21 protein-coding genes and 1 pseudogene are annotated in these 24,694 nt (G+C 74.3%); all 22 read right to left on the bottom strand.

From position 1 onward, the window contains the following. Positions 1-2: 2 nt before the first annotated feature. A complete protein-coding gene (gene hisG, locus B5P21_RS08130) occupies positions 3-842 on the bottom strand; it encodes an ATP phosphoribosyltransferase (RefSeq protein WP_045530341.1) in 840 nt (279 codons plus the stop codon). Positions 843-890: 48 nt separating this feature from the next. Then, the gene (locus B5P21_RS08125; protein WP_045528166.1) at positions 891-1,154 is read right to left on the bottom strand and encodes a phosphoribosyl-ATP diphosphatase; all 264 of its coding nucleotides are present in this window, start codon (positions 1,152-1,154) and stop codon (positions 891-893) included. A 112-nt stretch (positions 1,155-1,266) separates the two neighbouring features. Continuing rightward, positions 1,267-1,632: pseudogene (locus tag B5P21_RS08120) on the bottom strand (FKBP-type peptidyl-prolyl cis-trans isomerase); the annotation flags it as partial. Positions 1,633-1,666: 34 nt separating this feature from the next. Then, on the bottom strand, positions 1,667-2,335 hold the full coding sequence (rpe, locus tag B5P21_RS08115; protein WP_045528168.1) for a ribulose-phosphate 3-epimerase: 669 nt from the start codon (positions 2,333-2,335) through the stop codon (positions 1,667-1,669). Positions 2,336-2,345: 10 nt separating this feature from the next. Further along, the gene (locus B5P21_RS08110; RefSeq protein ID WP_080939304.1) at positions 2,346-3,827 is read right to left on the bottom strand and encodes an RsmB/NOP family class I SAM-dependent RNA methyltransferase; all 1,482 of its coding nucleotides are present in this window, start codon (positions 3,825-3,827) and stop codon (positions 2,346-2,348) included. Beyond that, positions 3,824-4,741, bottom strand: a complete 918-nt coding sequence (fmt, locus tag B5P21_RS08105) for a methionyl-tRNA formyltransferase (protein WP_045528170.1) — start codon at positions 4,739-4,741, stop codon at positions 3,824-3,826. Before fmt ends, B5P21_RS08110 begins: the two co-directional genes overlap by 4 nt. A 91-nt stretch (positions 4,742-4,832) precedes the next feature. After that, complete coding sequence (locus tag B5P21_RS08100) at positions 4,833-6,914, bottom strand: primosomal protein N' (protein ID WP_094171016.1); 2,082 nt, start codon at positions 6,912-6,914, stop codon at positions 4,833-4,835. Between the two features lie 41 nt (positions 6,915-6,955). Further along, a complete protein-coding gene (gene metK / locus B5P21_RS08095; RefSeq protein WP_045528172.1) occupies positions 6,956-8,167 on the bottom strand; it encodes a methionine adenosyltransferase in 1,212 nt (403 codons plus the stop codon). 39 nt (positions 8,168-8,206) lie between these two features. Beyond that, positions 8,207-9,424: a bifunctional phosphopantothenoylcysteine decarboxylase/phosphopantothenate--cysteine ligase CoaBC gene (coaBC, locus tag B5P21_RS08090; protein WP_045528175.1), complete on the bottom strand. Its 1,218-nt coding sequence runs from the start codon at positions 9,422-9,424 to the stop codon at positions 8,207-8,209. Positions 9,425-9,502: 78 nt separating this feature from the next. After that, positions 9,503-9,772 carry a DNA-directed RNA polymerase subunit omega gene (gene rpoZ / locus B5P21_RS08085; RefSeq protein ID WP_012038467.1) on the bottom strand — a complete coding sequence of 90 codons (270 nt, stop codon included), beginning with the start codon at positions 9,770-9,772 and terminating at the stop codon, positions 9,503-9,505. A gap of 48 nt (positions 9,773-9,820) precedes the next feature. Beyond that, complete coding sequence (gene gmk / locus B5P21_RS08080) at positions 9,821-10,729, bottom strand: guanylate kinase (RefSeq protein ID WP_045528177.1); 909 nt, start codon at positions 10,727-10,729, stop codon at positions 9,821-9,823. After that, entirely contained in the window at positions 10,726-11,622 is an 897-nt protein-coding gene (pyrF, locus tag B5P21_RS08075; protein ID WP_045528179.1) for an orotidine-5'-phosphate decarboxylase, read from the bottom strand. Before pyrF ends, gmk begins: the two co-directional genes overlap by 4 nt. Continuing rightward, on the bottom strand, positions 11,619-14,909 hold the full coding sequence (gene carB, locus B5P21_RS08070; RefSeq protein ID WP_094171015.1) for a carbamoyl-phosphate synthase large subunit: 3,291 nt from the start codon (positions 14,907-14,909) through the stop codon (positions 11,619-11,621). Before carB ends, pyrF begins: the two co-directional genes overlap by 4 nt. After that, positions 14,909-16,078: a glutamine-hydrolyzing carbamoyl-phosphate synthase small subunit gene (gene carA / locus B5P21_RS08065; RefSeq protein WP_045530347.1), complete on the bottom strand. Its 1,170-nt coding sequence runs from the start codon at positions 16,076-16,078 to the stop codon at positions 14,909-14,911. The genes carB and carA overlap by 1 nt, the downstream gene beginning before the upstream one ends. 5 nt (positions 16,079-16,083) lie before the next feature. Next, a complete protein-coding gene (locus tag B5P21_RS08060; RefSeq protein WP_045528182.1) occupies positions 16,084-16,611 on the bottom strand; it encodes a PH-like domain-containing protein in 528 nt (175 codons plus the stop codon). Continuing rightward, positions 16,608-18,017: a dihydroorotase gene (locus B5P21_RS08055; protein WP_094171014.1), complete on the bottom strand. Its 1,410-nt coding sequence runs from the start codon at positions 18,015-18,017 to the stop codon at positions 16,608-16,610. The genes B5P21_RS08060 and B5P21_RS08055 overlap by 4 nt, the downstream gene beginning before the upstream one ends. Continuing rightward, positions 18,014-18,970 carry an aspartate carbamoyltransferase catalytic subunit gene (locus B5P21_RS08050; protein WP_094171013.1) on the bottom strand — a complete coding sequence of 319 codons (957 nt, stop codon included), beginning with the start codon at positions 18,968-18,970 and terminating at the stop codon, positions 18,014-18,016. Before B5P21_RS08050 ends, B5P21_RS08055 begins: the two co-directional genes overlap by 4 nt. Next, positions 18,967-19,551, bottom strand: coding sequence for a bifunctional pyr operon transcriptional regulator/uracil phosphoribosyltransferase PyrR (gene pyrR, locus B5P21_RS08045; protein WP_045528187.1), 585 nt, complete (start codon positions 19,549-19,551; stop codon positions 18,967-18,969). Before pyrR ends, B5P21_RS08050 begins: the two co-directional genes overlap by 4 nt. A gap of 113 nt (positions 19,552-19,664) precedes the next feature. Continuing rightward, positions 19,665-21,713 carry an acetate--CoA ligase gene (acs, locus tag B5P21_RS08040; RefSeq protein WP_045528189.1) on the bottom strand — a complete coding sequence of 683 codons (2,049 nt, stop codon included), beginning with the start codon at positions 21,711-21,713 and terminating at the stop codon, positions 19,665-19,667. A 74-nt stretch (positions 21,714-21,787) separates the two neighbouring features. Beyond that, entirely contained in the window at positions 21,788-22,651 is an 864-nt protein-coding gene (locus B5P21_RS08035; RefSeq protein WP_045528191.1) for an ABC transporter permease, read from the bottom strand. After that, positions 22,648-23,700 carry an aliphatic sulfonate ABC transporter substrate-binding protein gene (locus B5P21_RS08030; protein WP_045528192.1) on the bottom strand — a complete coding sequence of 351 codons (1,053 nt, stop codon included), beginning with the start codon at positions 23,698-23,700 and terminating at the stop codon, positions 22,648-22,650. Before B5P21_RS08030 ends, B5P21_RS08035 begins: the two co-directional genes overlap by 4 nt. Before the next feature lie 67 nt (positions 23,701-23,767). Continuing rightward, positions 23,768-24,607: an ABC transporter ATP-binding protein gene (locus tag B5P21_RS08025; protein WP_094171012.1), complete on the bottom strand. Its 840-nt coding sequence runs from the start codon at positions 24,605-24,607 to the stop codon at positions 23,768-23,770. Between the last annotated feature and the right edge of the window lie 87 nt (positions 24,608-24,694).

The following is a 24,694-nucleotide window of genomic DNA, read 5'->3' as shown; positions in this document are numbered from 1 at the left end:
GGTCAGATCCGGGCGGCGTGGATGGGGCTGACGAGGATGGCGCGCGCGCCGACCTCGTGCAGGCGGTCCATGATCTGGTTCGTGTCGTCGCGCGGCACCATCGAGCGCACGGCGACCCAGGCGGGATCCTGCAGCGGCGAGATGGTGGGCGACTCGATGCCCGGCGTGATGGCCGTGGCGGCGTCGAGCAGGTCGAGCGGCACGTCGTAGTCCATGAGCACGTAGCGGCGGGCGACGAGCACGCCCTCGAGGCGGCGGAGCAGCGTGGCGGCGCCCGGCTTCTCCTCGGCGCCGGAGATGAGCACGGCGGTGGACCGGAGGATCACGGGGCCGAAGATCTCGAGCCCGGCCTTCCGCAGCGTGGTGCCCGTCTCCACGACGTCGGCGATGGCGTCGGCGACGCCCAGCTGGATGGCCGACTCGACCGCGCCGTCCAGGCGGATGAGCTGCGCCTCGACGCCATGCTCACGGAGGAAGCCGCCGACGAGCACGGGGTAGCTGGTGGCGATCCGGACGCCCGCGAGGTCCTGGAGGTCGGCGAAGCGGCCGACGGGCCCGGCGAAGCGGAACGTGGATCCCGCGAAGCCGAGCTCCGCGGTCTCCCTGGCGTCCGACGCGGAGTCGATGAGGAGGTCGCGGCCGGTGATGCCGACGTCGAGCGCACCGGATCCGACGTAGGTCGCGATGTCGCGCGGGCGGAGGTAGAAGAACTCGACGTCGTTGCGCCCGTCGAGGACGTAGAGCTCCTTGGGGTCACGACGGCCGGCGTACCCGGCCTCGGCGAGCATCTGGGCGGCGGTCTCGGCGAGCGAGCCCTTGTTGGGCACGGCGACACGGAGCATGGGGATCACTTCTTCCGATGGAGGGGACGACGCGGGTGACGGGGCGCGTCACAGATGTCGGCCGACGTCCTCCAGGGTGAGGCCGCGCGCGATCATCATGACCTGCACGTGGTAGAGCAGCTGCGAGATCTCCTCGGCCGTGCGGTCGTCGGACTCGTGCTCGGACGCCATCCAGACCTCGGCGGCCTCCTCGACGACCTTCTTGCCGATGGCGTGCACGCCGCCGTCGAGCTCGCGGACGGTGCCGGACCCCTCGGGCCGCTCGGCGGCGATCCGGGTCAGCTCGCCGAACAGGTCATCGAAGGTCTTCACGTGCTCCAGGGTACAGGCGCACGAGGGGGCCCCGGCACGACGACGGGAGGCCGGGAGCGATGCGCTCCCGGCCTCCCGGTGGTGGTGCCGCTCGCGCGGCGGACGGGTGCTCGCCGACGCCCTGCAGGTCGATCACGAAGATCAGCGTGCGGCCGGAGAGGCGGTGTCCGCCGCCCGCGGGGCCGTAGGCGAGCTCCGGCGGCACGACGAGCTGGCGGCGTCCGCCGACCTTCATGCCGGGGATGCCCTGCTGCCAGCCGGCGATGAGGCTGCGGAGGGGGAAGCGCACGGACTGGCCGCGGCTCCACGAGGAGTCGAACTCCTCGCCGGACTCGAAGTCGACGCCGAGGTAGTGCACGTCGACCGTGTCGCCGGGCTGGGCCTCGGGGCCGTCGCCCACGGTGATGTCGGAGATGGTGAGCTCTGCGGGGGCCGGGCCGTCGACGGGCTCGACCTCGGGCTTGGTGGTGTCGGTCATGGATCCAGTCAAGCAGATCCGCGCCGGGCCTCCGTCAGCGCGCGTGGGTGTGGGCCTCGGCTGCGCGGCGCAGCTCGGCGATGGCCGCCTCGGGGTCGCCGCCGCGGAAGACGCCGGATCCGGAGACGAACGTGTCGGCGCCGGCCTCGGCCGCGCGGCCGATGGTCTCGACGTCGATGCCGCCGTCGACCTGGAGCCACACGTCATGCCCGGACTCGCGGAGGCGCGAGCGGAGGGCGCGGAGCTTGGGCATGGTCTCGGGCATGAACGACTGGCCGCCGAAGCCGGGCTCGACCGTCATGACGAGCACCTGGTCGAACTCGTGGAGGAGCTCGAGGTAGTCGTCCACCGGGGTGCCGGGCTTCAGCGCGATGCCGGCGCGCGCGCCGATCCCGCGCAGGCGCCGGGCGAGCGCGACGGGCTCGCGCGTGGCCTCGGCGTGGAAGGTGACGCTCGCGGCGCCCGCCTCCGCGTAGCCGGGGGCCCAGCGGTCGACGTCGTCGATCATCAGGTGGATGTCGAGCGGCACGGGCGTCACCTGCTGGAGGCGCTCGACCATCGGCAGGCCGAACGTGAGGTTCGGCACGAAGTGGTTGTCCATGATGTCGACGTGCACGAGGTCGGCGGTGGCGAGGCGCTGGATCTCGCGCTCCAGGTTCGCGAAGTCGGCGGACAGGATGCTCGGTTCGATGCGGACGGGCATGCTCCTGACCCTACCGGCGGGTCAGCAGGGCGATGAACATGGCGTCGGTGCCGTGCCGGTGCGGCCAGAGCTGCACGCTGGATCCGCGGGTCGCGGCGTCGGGGTCGGCCTCCGGCAGCTCGAGGTCGCCGTCCGCCACCTCCTGCAGCACCGCCTGCGTGTCGAGCGCCGTGACGTCGGGGTGGCGCTGCAGGGCGGCCTGCACGATGGCGCGGGTCTCGGCGAGGTGCGGCGAGCACGTGACGTAGGCGAGGATCCCGCCCGGCGCGAGCGCGCCGATCGCGGAGTCGATGAGGCCGACCTGCAGGGCGCCGAGGCCCGCGACGTCGCGCGGGGTCTTCCGCCAGCGCGCCTCGGGGCGGCGGCGCAGGGCGCCGAGGCCGCTGCAGGGGGCGTCGAGGAGGATCCGGTCGAACTCCCCCGGGTGGGTCTCCCCCACGGTCGTGCCGTCGAGCTCCCACACCTCGGTGTCGCCCGGGACGGCGCGGAGCGCGTCGCGGACGAGCCCGGCGCGCGCGGGGACGAGCTCGTTCGCGGTGAGCAGGGCGCCGGAGCGGCCGGCCTCCGCGGCGAGGAGCGCGGCCTTGCCGCCGGGGCCGGCGCACAGGTCGAGCCAGCGCTCGCCGGGCGTGACGGCGCGGGCGCGGCTGAGCGCGAGGGCGGCGAGCTGGGAGCCCTCGTCCTGCACGCGGACGCGGCCCGCGGCGACGCCGGGCGCGTCCATCGGGTCGCCGCCCTCGAGGTACGCGCCCACGGGCGAGAACGCGGCCGGCTGCTCGCCGGTCTCCTCGACGGTCGCGAGGCCCGGGAGCGCGACGAGGCTGACGGCGGGCGCGGCGTTGTCGGCGCGCAGCAGGTCCTCCAGCTCGTCGGCGCGGCCCTCGCGGGCGAGCGCCTGGCGGAGGGCGCGCAGCACCCACAGCGGGTGGGAGTGCTCGAGGGCGAGGCGCTCGTCGTCGCTCGCGGCGCTGTCGAGGACGCGCTGCCGCCACCCGTCGGGCTCGGTGCGCGTGATGGTGCGGAGGACGCCGTTGACGAAGCCCGTGGCGGAGCGGGATCCGACCGCGCGCGCCATGTCGACGCCCTCGTTCACGGCCGCATGGGTCGCGACGCGCATGCTGAGGAGCTGGTGCACCGAGAGGCGCAGCACGTCGAGGATCGGCGCGTCGATCGCGCTGACGGGTCGGCCGGCGGCCAGCTCGATCACGCGGTCGTAGTAGCCGGACATGCGCAGGGTGCCGTAGGCCAGCTCGGTGGCGAGCGCCGCGTCCTGCGCGCTGAGGGCGGCGCGGCGGATCCGGACCGGCAGCAGCAGGTTCGCGTACGCGTCCGACTCGCGGACCGCGCTCACCACCTCGTAGGCGACGCGGCGGGCCGGGCTGACGGTCGACGGGCCGCCGACCTCGGCGCGGTCGGCGGGTCGGCGGCGGTCGCCTCCCGCGGGGCGGCGGCCGGCCGGTCGGCGGGCGGAGGAACCGGTGCTGTCGTTCATCGTGCGGTGACGTCCTCCGTCGTGACGCCGCGCCACCAGTCGGCGGCGGGCATGGGGCGCTTGCCCGCGGGCTGCACCTGGATGAGCTCGACGGGGTGGCTGGCGGTGCCGACGGCGACGACGCCGCCGACGGACTCGATGCGCCCGGGGTCCAGCGGGGCGGCGTCGTGCAGCTCGGCCGCCCGGTGGACCTTGACGCGCACGTCGTCCACCGAGGTGAACGCGCCGGGCTCCGGCGTCACCCCGCGGATCTGCGCGAGCACGGCGTCCGACGGGCGCGCCCAGTCGATCCGGCCGTCGTCGATGGTGGTCTTGGGCGCGAGCGTGGGCTCGCCCTCCTGGGGGCGCGCGACGGCGGAGCCCGCGGCGATCCCGTCGACCGTGCGCGCGAGGAGGTCGGCGCCCTGCATCGCGAGCGCGTGCAGCACGTCCCCCGCGGTCTCGTGCGCCCCCGTGGGCCGCTCCTCCCTCGCGAACACGGGACCGGTGTCCATGCCCCGCTCGAGCTGGAAGACGCTGGCGCCCGTGACGGTCTCGCCCGCCATGATCGAGCGCTGCACGGGAGCGGCTCCCCGCCACCGGGGCAGCAGGGAGAAGTGCAGGTTGATCCAGCCGCGCGCGGGTGTCGAGAGGAGCGGCTCGCGCACGAGTCCGCCGTAGGCGACGATGACCCCGAGGTCGGCGTCGAGCGCGGCGATGCGGGCGGTCGCCTCGTCGTCCAGGCGGTTGGTGCGGAGCGTCGGGATGCCCAGCCGCTCGGCCTCCGACGCGACGGGCGACGGCGTGAGCACGCGCTTGCGGCCGGTGGGCGCGTCGGCGCGCGTGACGACGAGCGCGACCCCATGGCCCGAGGCGTGCAGGCGGACGAGCGACGGGATGGCCGCGCGGGGCGTGCCGGCGAAGACGAGTCTCATGCGGATCCATTCCGGGGACGGCGAGCAGGGCGGGCGGTGGATGCGGGGAGCGCTGTCGGACCGGATGCACGGTCGGCGCGGCGGCCGCGGATCAGAACAGCCCCGTGTCGTCGAACCGTACACGGAGCGGGACCGTGGGCCGGAACCCGGTGCGGCCCGCGACGGGCTTGCGGCGGCTGGAGGCGTTCTTCACGACGGCCGCGCGCAGCTCGCGCGCCGCGTCCGGGCCGCTCCCGTAGTCGAGCCGGACGATGGCCCGCACGCGGCCCTGCTCGGTCGGCACCGGGCCGAGGACGTCGACCCCCTCGATCCCCGCGAGCCGATCGACCGCCTGGCCGACCGCGTCCGGCAGCCCCTCGACGCTCGCGGCGCGCACGGCCGGCGGGAAGCGCAGCGCCCGGCGCTCGAGCAGCTCCTCGCGCGCGTACCGCGGCTGCTGCCAGGTGGCGAGGGCGCGCGCGACCTGGCCGCCGACGCCCACGAGCATCACGGGCGCCCGCGGCGCGGCGAGGGCGGCGGCGTTGGACCACTGGCGGAGCACGTCCTCCCCCACCCGCAGGCTCTCGCGGGCGAGCATCCGCTCCCCGTCGAGCAGCAGGATCGCGCGGTAGCCGCCGGCCGCGACGGGCTCGGCCCCGCGCGTGGCGACGACGAGCCGCGACTCCGCGTCGACCTCCTGCACGTGGCGCTCGCCGTCGGCCAGCACCACCTGCACGCCGGGGAAGGCGCGGCCGAGCTCCTCCGCGGTGCGGCCCGCGCCGATGGTGACGAGGCGCAGCTCGTCGGATCCGCAGTTCGCGCAGCGCCAGTCGCCCGCGAGGTGCCCGCACCAGCCGCAGGTCGGCGTGCTCGTCGCGGTGGACATGCCGAGCGGGCCCGTGCAGACGGTGCAGCGGGCGGCCTGCCGGCAGGCGCGGCAGGCCACGAGCGGCGCGTAGCCCGGCCGCGCGACCTGGATGAGGACCGGCCCGTGCTCGACGGCGTCCTTGGCCGCGCGCCAGGCGCCCGACGGGATCCTGGACTGCCGGGCGAAGCCCTCGTCGCCCGTCTGCGAGGTGGTCGGGATCACCCGCGGGGTGCGGTTCCTCTCGGGGGCGACGCTCGTGAGGTAGCCGATCGCGACGAGCCGCTCGACCTCCGTGCTCCGCGAGTGCGCGAGCAGCACGAGCGCGGTGCCCTGCTGACGGCCGCGCAGGAGGGCGACGTCGCGCGCGTGGGCGTAGGGGCTGAGCGGCTCGGCGTGCAGCGGGTCGCCCTCGTCCCACATCGCGACGAGGCCGAGGCGCGGCGCGGGCGCGTACACGGCCGAGCGGTTGCCGACGACGATGCGGGGCGCGTCGCCGAGGCCCGCGAGGAAGGAGCGGTAGCGGTCGGGGCCGGACTGGCGCGCGTCGGTGCGCAGCACGGATCCGGCGGGAGCGTGCGCGGCGAGGGCGGCCTCCAGCTGGTCCTGGTCGCGGTAGTCGGGCACCACGAGCACGCTGCTGCGGCCGGATGCGAGCACCCGCGCGGCGGCCTTCGCGAGCGTGACGGCCCAGCGTCCGGCCCAGACGCCACCGGGCAGCTCGACGACCTCGGGGATCGCGTCGACGGCCACGCGACCGGATCCGTCGACCGCCGCGTCGAGCGTGCCGGGCGCGTAGCCGTCGATGACCGGGAGCGCGGAGGCGTCGACGACGGGAGCCGCGGGATCGGCGGGCGACGCCGGGTCCGCGTCCGCCGCGGCCGCGAGGGCCGCGAGGTGCGCCTTCTCGACGCGCACCTGGCGCGGCGGCACGGCCAGCCGGATCACGTCGGACGCGGTCCCGGCCTGCCGGTCGGCGACCTCGCGCGCCAGCGTCCAGATCTCCGGACGCAGCACGGGCAGCGGCGACACGACCTGCTCCACCTCGCTGAGCGCGCCGTCGTAGCCCCCGCCGTCGCCGACCTCGACGACGTAGCCGTCGGCGACCCGCCCCGCCGAGCGCAGCGGCACGCGCACGCGCACGCCGGGCACGCACGTCTCCCGCAGCGCCTCGGGCACGGCGTAGTCGAACAGCCGGTCGAGCTGCGGCAGCGGGGAGTCGACCATGACGCGGACGACGGGCGGGCGGGCGTCGGCGGAGCCGGACGTCGTGGCGTCCGACGCGTCCGCGGCCGCGACGGGACCGCCGGACGGATCCCCCGCGGTCACCGGGCACCCCCGGTCATGCCCGGACCCGGCGGCGGCGCGCGTCAGAGGCCCGCGGCGCTCTGCAGGTCGGCGACACGGTCGAGCGCCTCCCAGGTGAAGTCCGGCAGCTCGCGACCGAAGTGCCCGTAGGCGGCGGTCTGCGCGTAGATGGGGCGGAGCAGGTCGAGCCGCTCGACGATGGCGGCGGGACGCAGGTCGAAGGTCTCGCGGATGGCGCGGACGATGCGCTCCTCGGGAACGTGGGCCGTGCCGAATGCCTCGACGTAGAGGCCCACGGGCGCGGCCTTGCCGATGGCGTACGCGACCTGCACCTCGAGCCGGTCGGCGAGGCCCGCGGCGACCGCGTTCTTCGCGACCCAGCGCATGGCGTACGCGGCGCTGCGGTCGACCTTCGACGGGTCCTTGCCGCTGAACGCGCCGCCGCCGTGCCGGCTGAAGCCGCCGTAGGTGTCGACGATGATCTTCCGGCCGGTGAGCCCCGCGTCGCCCTTCGGGCCGCCGATCTCGAACTTGCCCGTGGGGTTGATGAGCAGGGTGGCATCGCGCGAGTCGAGCTCGATGCCGATCTCCGCCGCCTGCGCGAGCACCGGGCGGATCACGTGCTCCTCGACCTCGCGACGGAGGTCCTCCTGGGAGACCTGCGGGCCGTGCTGGGTGGAGAGCACCACGGTGTCGACCGTGCGGGGCACGAGCCCGTCGTAGCCGATGGTGACCTGCGTCTTGCCGTCGGGCCGGAGGTACGCGAGCTCGCCCGAGTGGCGGACGGCCGCGAGGCGCTCGGCGAGGCGGTGCGCGAGGTAGATGGGCAGCGGCATGAACACGGGGGTGTCGCGCGACGCGTAGCCGAACATGAGGCCCTGGTCGCCGGCGCCCTGGAGGTCGTGCGCGTCGGTGGACGCGGATCCCGAGCGCGACTCGTACGAGCGGTCGACGCCCTGCGCGATGTCAGGCGACTGCGCGCCGATGGACACCGTGACGCCGCAGTTGCTGCCGTCGAAGCCGACCTCGGAGGAGTCGTAGCCGATGTCCCGGATGCGGTCGCGCACGATCTGCGGGATGTCGACGTATCCGCTCGTGGTGACCTCGCCCGCGACGTGCACGAGCCCGGTGGTGACGAGCGTCTCGACCGCCGCGCGACTCGTCGGGTCCTGCGTGAGGAGCGCGTCGAGGATGCTGTCCGAGATCTGGTCGCAGATCTTGTCCGGATGCCCCTCGGTGACGGACTCGGAGGTGAACAGGCGCAGGTCGGTCACGGGTCGCTCCAGGGGGATCGCGTGGTCGCGCGCCGCCCGCTACTGCGGCGTCGGCACACCCACTACGTCGAGAATTCGATGGGCGACCTGCTCCTTGGAGCCGGAGGCCTCCACGAGTGTATCGCCGGACCTCGCGAGCACCGTGATCGTGTTGCCCTCCGTGGCGAACCCCTCGGACCACCCCACCCTGTTGAGGACGAGCAGGTCGCAGCCCTTCCGGGCGAGCTTCTCGCGGCCGATGCGCACCAGCTCGGCCGGGTCCTCCTCGGTCTCCGCCGCGAAGCCCACGACGACGCGGCGCGTGCCGTCCGCGCGCGGCACGGCGGCGTCCGCGGCGAGCCGCTGGAGCACATCCGGGTTCCGCACGAGCTCGACGGAGAGCGCGTCGCCCGCCTCGTCCTTCTTGATCTTGCCCTCGGACACCCGGACGGGCCGGTAGTCGGCGACGGCCGCGGCCATGATGACGACGTCGGCGCCGTCGGCCTCGCGCACCATGGCGTCGGAGAGCTCGAGGGCGGTCGAGACGGGCACCACGCGGACGCCGGCCGGCGCCGGCACCTCGAGGTGCGCGGCGACGAGCACGACGTCGGCACCGCGGTCGCGGGCGGCGACCGCGAGGGCGACCCCCTGCCGGCCGGAGGAGCGGTTGCCGAGGAAGCGCACGGGATCCAACGGCTCGCGCGTGCCACCGGCGGAGACGACGACGCGGCGCCCCTCGAGGTCGCGTCCGCCGGAGCGCACCGCGGCGAGGGCGGCGGCGATGACGTCCTCCACCTCGGCCATGCGGCCCGGCCCGGAGTCCGTTCCGGTGAGACGGCCGGACGTGGGGCCGACGAGCGTGGCGCCGCGCGAGCGCAGGAGGGCCGCGTTGGCCTGGGTGGCCGGGTGCTGCCACATCTCGGTGTGCATCGCAGGGGCGACGACGAGGGGCGCGCGGCTGGCGAGGATCGTGGTGCCCAGCAGGTCGTCCGACAGGCCGAGCGCCATGGTCGCGAGCGTGTGGGCGGTGGCGGGGGCGACGACGATGAGGTCGGCCTTCTGGCCGAGCGCGACGTGGCGGACCTCGGAGACGCCGTCGTAGAGGTCGCTCGTGACGGGGTTCCGGCTGACGGCCTCGAGCGTGGGCTTCCCGACGAAGCGGAGCGCCGCCTCGGTGGGCACGACGTGCACGTCATGGCCGAGGAGCACGAGGCCCCGGACCACGCCGACGGCCTTGTAGGCCGCGATCCCGCCCGTGATCCCCACGACGACCATCACGCGGCGGCGCTCCGGTGCCGCGTGGCGGGGAGGGCGTGCGGCGTGCGGTCGGCGCGGGGCATCCGGGACGGCGGGCGGCTAGGAGGCCGCGGGCTCCACGATGGGCGTGGCGACGAGCTTGTCCTCGTTGATCTCGTGCATGGCGACCGAGAGGGGCTTGTCGTCGATGGTGGAGTCGACGAGCGGTCCGACGTTGTCGAACAGGCTGCCCTCGTGCAGGTCGGCGTAGTAGTCGTTGATCTGGCGGGCCCGCTTGGAGGCGAAGATCACGAGCGCGTACTTCGAGTCGACCTTCGAGAGGAGCTCGTCGATGGGCGGGTCGATGATGCCCTGGGTCTTGTCAACCATGGATGTGCCGCTTCCTCATTGCATGGAAGAAGGCCGTGCGGGTCCGCTTCATGCACCGACGACCTTCCTGGATCTCATCAAGTCTACGACCTCGCCCGCCGCTTCCGCGACATCGCGGTTGACGACGAGGTGGTCGAACTCGTCCTGGGCGGCCAGCTCGACCTTCGCGGTGTCCAGGCGACGCTGCTGCTCCTCGGGCCCCTCGGTGCCGCGGCCGACCAGGCGGCGCACGAGCTCCTCCCAGGTGGGCGGCAGCAGGAACACGAGCCGCGCCTCGGGCATGGCGGCCTTCACCTGGCGCGCGCCCTGGATGTCGATCTCGAGCAGCACGCTCCGGCCCTCGGCCAGCGCGGCATCGATGGGCGCGCGCGGCGTGCCGTAGCGGTGGGCGTTGTGCACCGTCGCCCACTCGAGGAGCTCCTGCTGCTCGACCATGCGGTCGAACTCGGCGTCGGAGACGAAGTAGTAGTTGACGCCCTCGACCTCCCCGGGACGCGGCGCGCGCGTGGTCGCGGAGACGGAGAGCAGCACGTCGGGCTCGTTCTCGCGGATGAAGGTGGAGACGGTGCCCTTGCCGACCGCGGTGGGGCCCGCGAGCACGACGAGTCGGCTGGGCTCGACGATCTGCTTGGCCGCCTGCCACTCCTCGAGGAAGCGCGTGAGCCGCACGCGCTGGTGCACGCCGAGCCCGCCGAGGCGCTTGGCGGTGGAGATGCCGAGCTCACCGAGGATCCGCTCGAGCTTGGTGGGGCCGATGTTCGGGATGCTCGTGAGGAACTCGGTGACGCGGAGGGTCGCCTCGGCGCGGCGGGCGGGATCCGCGGACGCGTCGAGCACGCCGAGCGGCGTGCGCTCCCCCGTGACGATGTCGTGCTTCACCCGCGCGCGGGCGCGGCGGGCGGCGACGGCGGCCTGCGACGCGGCGACCCGGTCGACCTCGGGTGGTTCGGGCCTCATGGCAGCACCTCTTCGAGTCGTCCGGCGTGGTCGGTGACGGCCTCCGCGACACGCCGTGGCCCTGCCGTGAGGATACTCCGCGACGCGGCCGCGATGACAACGCCGGCGGCCGGGCCGAACAGCTTCCGGACATCGCCGAGCAGCGCGCCCTGGTGGCCGAAGCCCGGCGCGAGGATCGGGGTGCGGACGAGCTGCGCGAGGTCGAGGCCGGCGTCGGCGGCGTCGACGGTCGCGCCGACGACCAGGCCGAAGGACCCGGGACCCGCCGACGGGTCGTCGAGCGGGCCGTTCGCGGCGACGGCGGCGTCCTGGATCCCGCGGGCGACCGTGCGGGCGTCGTCGCCGGATCCGTCGGACGGCAGCACCGCGCGCTGCAGCTCGCGGGCCTCGGGGTTCGAGGTGGCGGCGAGGACGAAGACGCCCGCGCCCCACGCGTCGGCCGCGGCGCGGACGCCGTCGAGGGATCCCACGCCCGTGTAGGCCGTGAGGGTGACGGCGTCGGCGCGCAGCGGGCTGTCGGGCGCGAGCCAGGCGGCGCCGTACGCGTCGACCGTGGAGCCGATGTCGCCGCGCTTGGCGTCGGCGATCACGAGGAGGCCCGCGTCGCGCGCCGCGGCGAGCACGCGCTCGAGGGCGGCGTACCCGGCGGATCCGTGGCGCTCGAAGAACGCGACCTGCGGCTTGACGATGCCGGCCCGCCCCGCGGTCGCCTCGACCACGCGCAGGCCGAACTCCTCGAGTCCGCGCGCGTCGTCGGCGAGGCCCCACACGTCGAGCAGCGACCGGTGCGGGTCGATGCCGACGCAGAGGTGCCCGCGCTCGCCGAACGCGCGGGCGAGGCGCGCGCCGAACGGCGGGGCGGCCGGGGCCGCCCCGCCGTCCGCGGTGGTCACCTGCGGGCCTCGCGGGCGATCGCGTAGTCCTGCAGGCTCGTGACGTCGAAGCCCGCGCGGATGGCGTCGAAGGACGCGACCGCGGCCGTGAGCTGCGCGATGGTCGTGAACAGCGCCTTGTCGGCCGCGACGGCCGCCGCGCGGATCTCGTAGCCGTCCGCGCGGGCGGTGCGGCCCGACGGCGTGTTGATGACCACGTCCACCTCGTCGCGGTTGATGAGGTCGACGATCGACGGCGAGTCGCCCGCGGCGGGCTCCTCGCTGTACTTGCGGACGACGCGCGCCTGGATCCCGTTGCGGCTGAGGATCTCCGCCGTGCCCGCGGTCGCGAGCACCTCGAAGCCCAGCTGCTGGAGGCGGAGCACCGGCAGCACGATGGAGCGCTTGTCGCGGTCGGCGACCGACACGAACACCGTGCCGGAGAGCGGGAGGCCGCCGAACGCCGCCTCCTGGCTCTTCGCGAACGCGCGCGGGAAGTCGCGGTCGATGCCCATGACCTCGCCGGTCGAGCGCATCTCCGGGCCGAGCACGGAGTCGACGATGAGGCCGTCCTTCGTGCGGAACCGCTTGAAGGGCAGCACGGCCTCCTTGACGGCGACGGGCGAGTCCATCGGCACGTCGGATCCGTCGCGCTCGGGCAGGAGGCCCTGGGCCTTCAGCTCCGCGATGGACGTGCCGACCATGACGAGCGACGCGGCCTTCGCGAGCGGGATGCCGAGCGCCTTGGAGACGAAGGGCACCGTGCGGCTCGCGCGGGGGTTCGCCTCGAGGACGTAGAGCACGCCCGCGCCGATCGCGAACTGCACGTTGAGGAGGCCGCGCACGCCCACGCCCTCGGCGATGGCGCGCGTGGCGTCGACGACCTGCTGGATCTGGCCGCGGCCGAGGGTCACGGGCGGGAGGGTGCAGCTCGAGTCGCCCGAGTGGATCCCGGCCTCCTCGATGTGCTCCATGACGCCGCCGACGTACAGCTCGGTGCCGTCGTAGATGGCGTCGATGTCGATCTCGATGGCGTCGTCGAGGAACCGGTCGATGAGGAGGGGCTTGCCCGCGCCGATGATGCCCTGGTCCGCCATGCGCAGGAAGTAGTCGTGCAGCGTCGCGGTGTCGAAGACGATCTCCATGCCGCGGCCACCGAGCACGTAGCTGGGGCGGACGAGGACCGGGTAGCCGATCTCCTCCGCGACGACCACGGCCTCGTCGATGGCCGTGGCCGTGCCGTTGCGCGGCGCGACGAGGCCCGCGGCGTCGAGGATCCCGGAGAACAGGCCCCGCTCCTCCGCGAGGTCGATGGCCGACGGGCTCGTGCCGAGGATCGGGACGCCCGCGGCCTCGAGGCCCTTGGCGAGCCCGAGCGCGGTCTGGCCGCCGAGCTGCACGACGACGCCGACGAGCTCGCCCGCCTGCTGCTCGACGTGCACGATCTCGAGCACGTCCTCGAGCGTGAGCGGCTCGAAGTAGAGCCGGTCGCTCGTGTCGTAGTCGGTCGAGACCGTCTCCGGGTTGCAGTTGATCATGATGGTCTCGTACCCGGCGTCGGAGAGCGCGAAGGACGCGTGCACGCACGAGTAGTCGAACTCGATGCCCTGGCCGATGCGGTTCGGGCCCGAGCCCAGGATGATCACCTTGCGGCGGTCGGACGGCACGATCTCCGTCTCGGAGTCGTAGCTGGAGTAGTGGTACGGCGTGAGCGCGGGGAACTCGCCCGCGCACGTGTCGACCGTCTTGTAGACGGGCCGGATGTCCGCCGCGTGGCGCGCGTCGCGCACCTCCTGCTCGGTCAGCCCGCGGATCTCGGCGATCTGCGCGTCCGAGAAGCCGTGGTCCTTCGCCTCGCGGAGCGTGTCGGCGTCGAGCTCGTCGGCGTCGCGCACGGCGTCGGCGACCTCGTTGATCAGCACGATCTGGTCGATGAACCAGGGGTCGATCTTGGTGGCGTCGAAGACCTGCTCCGCCGTGGCGCCCGCGCGGAGCGCCTGCTGCACCGTGACGATGCGGCCGTCGGTGGGCGTGCGGCTGACCTCGAGCAGCTCGTCGACCGAGCGGCTCTCCGGGCCCCAGTGGAACGAGGATCCGCGCTTCTCGAGCGAGCGCAGCGCCTTCTGCAGGGCGGTGGAGTAGTTGCGGCCGATGGCCATGGCCTCGCCCACCGACTTCATGGTGGTGGTGAGCTCGGCGTCCGCGGCCGGGAACTTCTCGAACGCGAACCGCGGCACCTTCACGACCACGTAGTCGAGCGTGGGCTCGAAGCTCGCGGGCGTGACCTTGGTGATGTCGTTGGGGATCTCGTCGAGCCGGTACCCGATGGCGAGCTTCGCGGCGATCTTCGCGATCGGGAAGCCCGTGGCCTTCGACGCGAGCGCGCTGGAGCGCGAGACGCGCGGGTTCATCTCGATGACGATGAGGCGGCCGTTCGTGGGATCCACCGCGAACTGGATGTTGCAGCCGCCCGTGTCGACGCCCACGCGGCGGATGATGTCGATGCCGATGTCGCGCATGTGCTGGTACTCGCGGTCGGTGAGCGTGAGCGCCGGCGCGACCGTGATCGAGTCGCCCGTGTGCACGCCGACCGGGTCGACGTTCTCGATGGAGCAGACGACGACCGTGTTGTCGGCGGTGTCGCGCATGAGCTCGAGCTCGTACTCCTTCCAGCCGAGGATCGACTCCTCGAGGAGCACCTCGGTGGTGGGGCTCGACTGCAGGCCGTCGGCCACCATGCGCTCGAGCTCCTGGCGCGTGTGCGCGAAGCCGGAGCCGAGGCCGCCCATGGTGAAGGACGGGCGGATCACGAGCGGGTAGCCGAGGTCCTCGGCGAACTCCACGGCCTGCTCGAGCGTCTTCGCGACGTGCGAGCGGGCGACGTCGGCGCCGGACTCGATGACGAGGTCCTTGAAGAGCTGGCGGTCCTCGCCCTTCTGGATGGCCTCGACCTTCGCGCCGATGAGCTCCACGCCGTGCTTGGCGAGGATGCCGAGCTCGTCGAGGCGGATGGCCGCGTTGAGCGCGGTCTGGCCGCCGAGGGTGGGGAGCACCGCGTCGGGCTTCTCCTTGATGATGATCTTCTCGAGCACCTCGCTCGTGATCGGCTCGATGTACGTCGCGTCGGCGAAGCCCGGGTCGGTCATGATCGTGGCGGGGTTCGAGTTGACGAGGATGACGCGCACGCCCTCCTCGCGGAGCACGCGGCAGGCCTGCGTGCCGGAGTAGTCGAACTCGGCCGCCTGGCCGATGACGATCGGCCCGGAGCCGATGACGAGGACGCTGTTGATGTCGTCGCGCTTGGGCATTACACGGTCTCCTGGGGGGTCGCGGCGGATGCGGGGGCGTCGCCCGCGGCGTGGATCAGCTCGATGAACCGGTCGAAGAGGTACGACGAGTCGTGCGGGCCGGCCGCCGCCTCCGGGTGGTACTGCACGCTGAAGGCGGGGATGTCGAGGCAGTTGAGCCCCTCGACCACCTGGTCGTTGAGCGAGACGTGGCTGACCTCCGCGCGGCCGAAGCCGGCGGGGCTGTCCACGGGGCCGTCGAGCGGCGCGGAGACCGCGAAGCCGTGGTTCTGGCTCGTGATCTCGACGCGGCCCGTGCGGCGGTCGAGCACGGGCTGGTTGATCCCGCGGTGGCCGAACGGCAGCTTGTAGGTGTCGAACCCGAGGGCGCGGCCGAGGAGCTGGTTGCCGAAGCAGATCCCGAAGAACGGGATGCCCTTCCGCAGCACGTCCTGCAGCAGCTCGACGTGGTACTGCGAGGCCTCGGGGTCGCCGGGGCCGTTCGAGTAGAAGACCGCCGTGGGCGCGAGCTCGGCGAGCTGCTCCGTGGTGATCGACTGCGGCACGACGTGCACGTCGAGGCCGCGGGCCGCGAGGTGCTTCACCGTGGCGGTCTTGATGCCGAGGTCGAGCACCGCGACGGATCCGATGCGCTCCCCTTCCGCGGGGATCGTGTACGTCTCCTGCGTGGACACCTCGGCGGAGAGGTTGCGGCCCGTCATGTCGGGCGCCCGCCGCACCTGCGCGAGCTGCTCGTCGTCGCCGAGCGCGTAGGCCTCGCCGGAGAAGACGCCGGCGCGCATGGCGCCCTCGTCGCGGATCCGGCGCGTGGCGGCGCGCGTGTCGATGCCGGAGACGCCGACCACGCCCTGGGCGACGAGGTCGTCCTCGAGCGTGCGCTGCCCGCGGAAGTTGGAGACCACGCGGGAGGGGTCGCGGACGACGTAGCCGGCGACCCAGATGCGGCGGGACTCCATGTCGTCGTCGTTCATGCCGGTGTTGCCGATGTGCGGCGCCGTCTGGAGCACGATCTGGCCCGCGTAGGACGGGTCGGTGATCGTCTCCTGGTAGCCGGTCATGCCGGTGGCGAAGACGGCCTCGCCGAGGGTCACGCCGCGGGCGCCGTACGCGCGTCCGACGTACCTCCGTCCGTCCTCGAGCACCAGGACCGCCGGTTCGTGTCGGGCCATGTCGGTCACTTCCCTTCGTTGTCGTCGTCGTGCACAGGGCGCGTGATGTGGTGGAGGGCGTCGACGAGCGCGGTCTTCTCGCGCGGGTCGATCACCCGGAGGTACGTGTCGACTTGGGTCTCGGCCGCGGGGTCGAGGATCCAGGTGACGGCCACGAGGCCGCCCTCCTCCACCACGCGGTCGATCGCGTAGGTCGCGAGCCCGGATCCCGTGATGCGGTCGGCGGGCACGAGCACCTCGCGCTCGCCGTCGATCGCGAGCACGAGACCCGAGTCGTGCACCCGTGCCGCGGCGCGCCCGCGGAAGCCGAGGGGCGTCACGGTGAGCCGGTCGAGCGGCTGGCCTGCCGTGGTCGTGGCGACGTAGAGCACGTCGACCTCGAGCGCGGGCGCGCCGAGCCCCGCGGGCGGACGCGGCGGCTCGGGCAGCGCGCGCTGGCGTCGGCGGCGCGCGCGCCAGCCGAGCACCATGAGCGCGAGGAGCAGGAGGAGGAAGGCGATCACCGTGATCGCGGGTCCGATGCGGTCGCTCATGCGCGTCCCGCCCGGGCGTCGGTGGAGGCCGCGTCGCGCGCGTCGGCGTCCTGGCGGTCGCGGACGACCGCGGCGCGGGCGACCGTCCCGGGGTCGACGAGCGCGGCGTCGAGCACGGTCGGGTAGCCGCGGTGGAAGGTCGCGACGACGCGGCCGGGCAGCGTCATCTCCAGGTAGGGCGAGTTGCCGCTCAGCCCGCCGAGGTCGTCGCGGCCGAAGACGCGCGACGCGGACGGGTCGTAGAGCGTGATGTCGGCCGGGGATCCGCCGGCGAGCGCGTGCCCGTGCTCGGCGAGCCGGCCGATGCGCGCGGGCGCGTGCGACATGACGCGCGCGACGCCCTGCCAGTCGAGGAGCCCGGTGTCGACCATGGCGAGCTGCACCACGGAGAGCGCCGACTCGAGGCCGACCATGCCGAACGCGGCCGCGTCCCACTCGCAGTCCTTGGCCTCCGTCGGGTGCGGCGCGTGGTCGGTCGCGACGACGTCGATCGTGCCGTCGGCGAGCGCGGCGCGGAGGGCCTCGACGTCCTCGCGGCGCCGGAGCGGCGGGTTCACCTTGTAGCGCGCGTCGTAGCCGGCGACCAGGTCCTCGGTGAGGAGGAGGTGGTGCGGCGTGACCTCGGCGGTGACGTCGACCCCGCGGGCCTTGGCCCAGCGGATGACGTCGACGGAACCGGCGGTGGAGACGTGGCAGACGTGCAGGCGGGATCCGACGTGCTCGGCGAGCAGCACGTCGCGCGCGATGATCGACTCCTCGGCGACCGCGGGCCAGCCCGTGATGCCGAGCTCGCCGGACAGGGCGCCCTCGTTCATGGTCGCGCCCTCGGTGAGGCGCGGGTCCTGCGCGTGCTGCGCGATGACGCCGTCGAAGGCCTTCACGTACTCGAGCGCGCGGCGCATGAGCAGCGGGTCCGAGACGCACTTCCCGTCGTCGGAGAAGACGCGGACGGCGGCGCGGCTGGACGCCATGGCGCCGATCTCCGCCATCGACTCCCCCGCCAGGCCCACCGACACGGCGCCGATGGGCCGGACGGTCGCGTACCCGGCCGCGTCGCCGAGCGCCTTGACCTGCTCGACCACGCCCGCCGTGTCCTGCACGGGCATGGTGTTGGCCATCGCGAAGACCGCGGTGAAGCCGCCGAGGGCCGCGGCGCGGGATCCCGTGAGCACGGTCTCGCTCTGCGCGTAGCCGGGCTCGCGCAGGTGCACGTGCAGGTCGACGAGGCCGGGCAGCGCGACGAGGCCGTCGGCCTCGATGACGTGCGCGCCCTCGGGGGCGACGAGGTCGGGCCCGATCGCGCGGATGACCCCGTCGGCGACGAGGATGTCGGCGCGCTCGCCCGAGGGCAGGGTCGCGCCGCGGATCAGGTGGGCGTCGCCCTGGATCGTGTCGTTCTGGGTCATCGGTCGGCCTTCCCGTCGCCGGACAGCAGGAGGTAGAGGACGGCCATGCGCACCGAGACGCCGTTGGCGACCTGCTCGCGCACCGTGGACCTCTCCGAGTCGGCGGCGACGGCGGATATCTCGAGCCCGCGGTTCATGGGCCCCGGGTGCATGACGATCGTATCGGGCCCGAGGAGCGCGAGGCGCGCGTCGTCCAGCCCCCAGATGCGCGCGTACTCGCGCGGGTTCGGGAAGAACGCGGCGCGCATGCGCTCGGCCTGGATCCGGAGCATCATCACGGCGTCCGGCTTCCCCTCGGCGAGCGCCGCGTCGAGGTCGTAGCGCACGGTGACGGGCCAGGATCCGACGCCCACCGGCACGAGCGTGGGCGGCGCGACGAGCGTGACCTCCGCCCCGAGCGTCGTGAGCAGCCACGCGTTCGAGCGGGCGACGCGCGAGTGCAGCACGTCGCCGACGATGACGACGCGCGTGCCGCCGAGGCCCTTCCCGCGCGCTGCGGAGCCGTGCAGCCGGCGGCGGATGGTGAACGCGTCGAGCAGCGCCTGCGTGGGGTGCTCGTGCGTGCCGTCGCCCGCGTTGACGATGCCCGCGTCGATCCAGCCGCTGCCGGCGAGCGTGTGCGGCGCGCCCGAGGAGGGGTGCCGGACGACGACGCCGTCGGCGCCCATCGCCTGCAGCGTCTGCGCGGTGTCCTTGAGGCTCTCGCCCTTGGAGACGCTCGACCCCTTCGCGCTGAAGTTGATGGCATCGGCCGAGAGGCGCTTGGCGGCGGCCTCGAAGGAGATGCGCGTGCGGGTGGAGTCCTCGAAGAAGAGGTTGACGACCGTGCGGCCGCGGAGCGCGGGGGTCTTCTTGATCTCGCGCGTGCCGACGTCGGCCATGTCCTCGGCGACGTCGAGGATGTGGACCGCCTCGTCCCGGGAGAGGTCGCGGGTGGAGAGCAGGTGCCTCATCGGGTCGCTCCCCGGTCCGCGGCGGCGGTTGCGGGCTCGTCGTCCGGGCCGGCGATGCTGACCGACTCCTCGCCGTCGGTCTCGTCGAGCCGGACGAAGATCCGCTCGGCGAGGCTCGACGGCAGGTTCTTGCCCACGAAGTCGGCGCGGATGGGGAGCTCCCGGTGGCCGCGGTCGACCAGCGCGGCGAGCCGCACGGCCGTGGGGCGGCCGAGGTCGCCGATCGCGTCGAGGGCGGCGCGCACCGTGCGGCCGGAGAAGAGCACGTCGTCGACGAGCACGACCGTGCGGCCGTCGACGCCGCCGGCCGGCAGGCGCGTGGGCGCGGGCGCGCGGGTCGGATTCCGCTGCAGGTCGTCGCGGTACATCGTGACGTCGAGCGAGCCCACCAGGTCGGCGGGGGCCTCGGGCTCGAGGCGGGCGATGATCCGGCCGATGCGCTCGGCGAGGACGGTGCCGCGGGTGGGGATCCCGAGGAGCAGCAGGCCCTGGGGGCCGCGGTTCGACTCGAGGATCTCGTGGGCGATGCGCGTGAGCGCACGGGTGATGTCAGAGGGCTGCAGCACGATGCGCTGAGGCAATCCGACCTCCTTCCCCGCCTCTCGGGACGGATGTTAAAGGTGGTCTGTTCCGGGAGCACTCTAGCGGGTCTCCCCCCTGGCGCGGGGGCCCGGCGCCCTGCCCGCGCGTGTCCTCAGCGCGGCGACGCGTCGAGGACCGCGCGGATCCGGCCGAGCACGGCGGCGTCCTGCAGGCTCGTGGCGTCCCCGAGCGTCCGGCCCTCCACGAGGTCGGCGAGGAGGCGGCGCATGATCTTGCCCGAGCGCGTCTTGGGCACGTCCGGCACCGCGACGATCCTTCGGGGCTTGGCGACCGGCCCGATCGCGCGCGCCACGTGCGCCGTGAGCACGGGGCCCAGCTCCGCGGCGAGCGCCGCCCACCCGTCCGCGTCGTCGTCCGCCGGGCGGTCGTCGCCGCGCGGCACGACGAACGCGACGACGCGCTGGCCCGTCAGGTCGTCGGCCACGCCCGTCACGCCGGCCTCCCCCACGCGCGGGTGCGCGACGAGCGCCGACTCGATCTCGATGGTGGACAGGCGGTGCCCGGAGACGTTGACGACCTCGTCGATCCGGCCCTGCAGCGCCACGTCGCCGTCGGCGTCGCGCCGGGCGCCGTCGCCCGCGAGGAACCAGCCGCGGTCGGCGAAGCGCTCCCAGTAGGCGCTGCGGTAGCGGGCCGGGTCGCCCCACACGGTGCGGGCCATTCCGGGCCACGGGCGCTGGACCACGAGGAGGCCGGCCTCCCCCGCCGCGGCGGGCGCGCCGTCGTCGTCGACCACGTCCACGCGGAAGCCGGGCAGGGCGCGGCCGGCGGCCCCGGGCTTGAGCGTCGAGACGCCGGGCAGCGGCGCGATGACCGCGGCCCCCGTCTCGGACTGCCACCACGTGTCGACGACGGGCGCGGATCCCCCGCCGATCTCGCGGTGGAACCAGCGCCACGCGGCCGGGTTGATGGCCTCCCCCACGGATCCCAGCAGCCGGATGCTCGAGAGGTCGTGCCCCGCGACGCCGTCGGGGTACCAGCCCATGAGCGAGCGGATGAGCGTGGGCGCCGTGTAGTACGTCGTCACCCCGTACCGCTCGATGATCTCCAGGTGCCGCCCGCGGTGGGGCGTGTCGGGCGTGCCCTCGTAGATCACCTGCGTGAGCCCGTTGGAGAGCGGCCCGTAGATCTCGTAGGTGTGCGCGGTGACCCAGGCGAGGTCGGCCGTGCACCAGTGCACGTCGTCGGGCTTCGCGTCGAAGTGCGCCCAGTGCGCCCACGACGCGTGGGCGAGGTAGCCGCCCGAGGTGTGCACGAGGCCCTTGGGGCGGCCGGTGGTGCCCGACGTGTAGATGATGAAGAGCGGGTGCTCGGCGTCGAAGGCGCGGGGCTCGTGGACGGGCGACGCGGATCCCACGGCGTCGTGCCACCACACGTCGCGGCCCGGGGCCCACGGCACGTCCTGGCCCGTGCGGCGGACGACGAGCACGTGCTCGATGGAGGCGACGCCCGCGACGGCCTCGTCGGCCTGCGGCTTGGTGGCCACGGCCGTGCCGCGGCGGTTCTGCCCGTCGCTCGTGATGAGCAGCTTCGCGCCCGTGTCCTCGACGCGGAAGCGGAGCGCCTCCGCGGAGAAGCCGCCGAAGACGAGCGAGTGCACGGCGCCGATGCGGGCGACCGCGAGCGTCGCGACGATCGTCTCGACGAGCACGGGCAGGTAGATCACGACGCGGTCGCCCGGCCCGATGCCGAGCGCCGTGAGGGCGTTGGCGGCGCGGGACACCTCCTCCTGGAGGTCGCGGTAGGTGATCGTGCGGCGGTCGCCCGGCTCGCCCTCGAAGTGCAGCGCGACCTTCTCGCCGCGGCCGGCGGCGACGTGCCGGTCGACGCAGTTGGCGGCGACGTTGAGGCGGCCGCCCGCGAACCAGGTGGCGGCGGGGACCTGCGGGGTGCCGTCGGCGGCCACCGGCGGGATCCACGTGTGCGCGGTCTCCCACGGCATCTCCCAGTCGAGGCGGCGGGCGGCCTCCTCCCAGAAGGCGACCGGATCCGCCTCGGCACGCGCGTACGCCTCCTCCGTGACGTTGGCGGAGGCGGCGAGCGCGGCGGGCGGCGGGAAGAGCGCCTGCTCGGCGTCGGGTACGGTCTCGTCCTGCTCGGCGTCGGCGGTCTCGGCCTGCTCGGTGCGCGGGGAGGTCATGCGCCGACGCTACGTGCGCCGGCACGCGGATCCGGAACCGGCACGTCACGCGACGACACGGAAGCCGACGGGCGTCAGCCCCAGCGGCGCACGAGCACCCGCTCGAGGAGTCCCACGACCGCGTCGGTGACGGCGCCGAGCACGGCGAGCAGCACGATCGCGAGCAGCACCCGGTCGACGCGCCCGTTCGAGGACGACTCCGTGAGCAGGTACCCGAGCCCCATCGACGCGGCGAGCAGCTCCGCCGCCACGAGGAACAGCCACGACTGCGCGAGCGCGAGCCGCAGCCCCGAGACGACGGCGGGCAGCACGGCGGGCAGCTGGACGGTGACCAGCAGCGGGATCCGCGTCAGCCCGAACGCGCGCCCCACCTCCACGAGGTGCGGGTCCACGTGGCGGAGCGCGCCGGCGACGGTCGTGTAGACGGGGAACATCGCGCCGATGGCGACGAGGGTGACCTTGGAGTCCTCGTTGATCCCCATCCAGAGCAGCAGCAGCGGCACCCACGCGAGCGACGGGACCGTGCGGAACGCGCCCGCGGTCGGCGCGAGGAGGAGCCGGCCGACGCGCGAGAGGCCGACCACGGCGCCGAGCACGAGGCCCACCGTGGCGCCGAGCGCGAAGCCGAGCAGCACGCGCTGCAGGGAGATGGCGACGTACTGCCCGAGGATCCCCTGCTGGGCGAGCTGCACCCCGGCGCGCACCACGTCGAGCGGCGCGGGGAGGAGGTGGACGGGCACGGCGCCCGTCGCGGTGACGACCGCCCAGAGGCCGACCACCAGGACGGGGACCACGAGGCCCACGGCGACGCGGAGGAGCGCTCCGCCGGTCGTCCGGCCACGTGCGGATCGCGCGACGCGGTCGCCGTCGTCCGGGACGTCGGCGCCCGTGCGGTCGTCTGCTCGGACGTCCTCCCGCGCGGGCCGGAGCGCGGTCATCCGGCGGACCCCGAGGCGGGATCCGCGGCCTCGGCGTACTTCGGCTCGAACAGCTCGTCGAGGGCCGCGTCGACCTGCCCCTGGTCCTGCACGTCGTCCGACTCCACGAGGATCGGGCCGACGCGCTCCAGCACGGAGCGCTGCGCGTCGCCGGGGACGGGATCGACGCCGAGGTTCGTGCGGTCGATCACCGTGGAGGCGACGGCCGGGTCGATCGCGGCGGCCTGCGCGAGGATCGCCGCCGTCTCGTCGGGGTGGTCGACGGCCCAGGCGCGGGCCTCCTCGTAGGAGTCGACGACGGCCTGCGCGAGGTCGGGCGACGCGTCGAGGAACGACTGCGTGGCGTTGAGGAACCCGTACGTCGCGAAGTCCACGTTCCGGTACAGCAGCGTGGATCCCGCTTCGGCCTCGCTCGCGGCCATGAGCGGGTCGAGCCCGGCCCACGCGTCGACCGAGCCGTTCTCGAGCGCGGCCCGGCCGTCGGCGTGCTGGAGGTTCTGGATGGTGACGTCGGAGGCGGGGATGCCCGCCTCGTCGAGCGTCTGCAGCAGGAAGAAGTACGGGTCGGTGCCCTTCGTGGCGGCGATGTCCGCGCCGCGGAGCTGGTCGACGCTCGTGATGGGCGAGCCCTTCGGCACGACGATCGCGGTCCACTCCGGCTGCGAGTACACGTCGATGGTGCGGATGGGCGAGCCGTTGGCCCGGGCGAGGAGCGCGGCGGATCCGGCGGTGGATCCCACGTCGACGGCTCCCGCGCGCAGCAGCTCGTTGGCCTTGTTCGAGCCCGCGGACTGCACCCAGTCCACCTTCACGTCCGACCCGAGCCGCTTCTCCACGAGGCCCTGGTCCTTCACGATGAGGCTGAGTGGGTTGTAGGTCGCCCAGTCGAGGGTGAGCGCGTCGGCGCTCCAGCCCGCGGGATCCGCCGACGCGTCCGCGGCCGGGGCGACGGCCGAGCCCTCCCCCGCGGCGCATCCGGCGAGGAGCATCGCGGCGGCGCCCGCGAGCGCGAGGGCGGGGAGGGATCTGCGGGGCAGGAGACGGGTCACGGTGGGTCCTCGGTGCGGTGTCGGGTGGGGCGGATGGTGGTGCGGCGGGTGGTGGCGCCGGTCGGGCTCAGCGCGCCCGGTGGCCCGGCACGTCGAGCCCCTCGAGCAGCTCGGCGCGGAGGGCCGCGAGCGTCGCGTCGCCGCGGTCGCGGGGACGGGCCCCCGGCACCTCGAGCACGCGGCGGACGGGCGCGCCGGGCGCGGCGCCGTCCGCGGGATCCGGGCCGAGCAGCACCACGCGGTCGGCGAGGTGCAGGGCCTCGTCCACGTCGTGCGTGACGAGGAGGACGGTGGTGGGGATCGCGGCGTGCACGTCGAGCAGCAGGTCCTGCATGCGGAGGCGCGTGAGGGCGTCCAGCGCGCCGAACGGCTCGTCGAGCACGAGGACGCGGGGCCGCCGGGCGAGCGCGCGGGCGAGCGAGGCGCGCTGGGCCATGCCGCCGGAGACCTGCCGGGGACGGAGGTCGGCCGCCTCGGCGAGGCCCGTGAGGTCGAGGAGGTCGCGCACGCGGGCGTCGCCCTCGGCGCGCTCGACGTCGCGCGGCAGGCCGAGGCGCACGTTGGCGCGGATGGTCCGCCACGGCAGCAGCCGCGGCTCCTGGAACGCGACCGCGGAGCGCTGGTCGACTTCGTCGACGGGCGTGCCGTCGATGCGGATGGATCCGGCGTCGGGCCGGTCGAGCCCGCTCACCTGGCGCAGGAGCGTCGACTTGCCGCAGCCGGACGGGCCGAGGATCGCCACGACGTCGCCCGCCGCGAGGTCGATGTCCACGTCGCGCAGCACGACGCGCGTCGCCCCGGCCCCGGCGACGGGGAAGGTGCGCCCCACGCCGCGGAGCTGCACCGCGCCGGCCGCCGGGAGGGCGGGGACGGCAGCGGGCGGGGTCGTGTCGGCGACGGCGGTCATGCCCCGACGGTAGGGCCCTCCGTCGGCTGCCCTGTCACAGGCGGTAGCTCGACGTCACGTGACGTCACGCGACGTCGTCCCGCTGCG

This window comes from Clavibacter michiganensis subsp. insidiosus (assembly GCF_002240565.1).
Classification (GTDB): domain Bacteria; phylum Actinomycetota; class Actinomycetes; order Actinomycetales; family Microbacteriaceae; genus Clavibacter; species Clavibacter insidiosus.
The sequence above is the reverse complement of the archived record's forward strand: the minus strand, read 5'-3'. Positions and strand labels throughout refer to the sequence as shown.

Bases quoted from the DNA above. Each gene is read 5' to 3' on its own strand.
- hisG (WP_045530341.1), bottom strand. From the start codon at position 842: ATGCTCCGTGTCGCCGTGCCCAACAAGGGCTCGCTCGCCGAGACCGCC.
- rpe (WP_045528168.1), bottom strand. From the start codon at position 2,335: ATGCCCGTCCGCATCGAACCGAGCATCCTGTCCGCCGACTTCGCGAAC.
- B5P21_RS08110 (WP_080939304.1), bottom strand. From the start codon at position 3,827: ATGAACGACAGCACCGGTTCCTCCGCCCGCCGACCGGCCGGCCGCCGC.
- fmt (WP_045528170.1), bottom strand. From the start codon at position 4,741: ATGAGACTCGTCTTCGCCGGCACGCCCCGCGCGGCCATCCCGTCGCTC.
- rpoZ (WP_012038467.1), bottom strand. From the start codon at position 9,772: ATGGTTGACAAGACCCAGGGCATCATCGACCCGCCCATCGACGAGCTC.
- gmk (WP_045528177.1), bottom strand. From the start codon at position 10,729: ATGAGGCCCGAACCACCCGAGGTCGACCGGGTCGCCGCGTCGCAGGCC.
- carB (WP_094171015.1), bottom strand. From the start codon at position 14,909: ATGCCCAAGCGCGACGACATCAACAGCGTCCTCGTCATCGGCTCCGGG.
- carA (WP_045530347.1), bottom strand. From the start codon at position 16,078: ATGGCCCGACACGAACCGGCGGTCCTGGTGCTCGAGGACGGACGGAGG.
- B5P21_RS08060 (WP_045528182.1), bottom strand. From the start codon at position 16,611: ATGAGCGACCGCATCGGACCCGCGATCACGGTGATCGCCTTCCTCCTC.
- B5P21_RS08055 (WP_094171014.1), bottom strand. From the start codon at position 18,017: ATGACCCAGAACGACACGATCCAGGGCGACGCCCACCTGATCCGCGGC.
- B5P21_RS08050 (WP_094171013.1), bottom strand. From the start codon at position 18,970: ATGAGGCACCTGCTCTCCACCCGCGACCTCTCCCGGGACGAGGCGGTC.
- acs (WP_045528189.1), bottom strand. From the start codon at position 21,713: ATGACCTCCCCGCGCACCGAGCAGGCCGAGACCGCCGACGCCGAGCAG.
- B5P21_RS08035 (WP_045528191.1), bottom strand. From the start codon at position 22,651: ATGACCGCGCTCCGGCCCGCGCGGGAGGACGTCCGAGCAGACGACCGC.
- B5P21_RS08025 (WP_094171012.1), bottom strand. From the start codon at position 24,607: ATGACCGCCGTCGCCGACACGACCCCGCCCGCTGCCGTCCCCGCCCTC.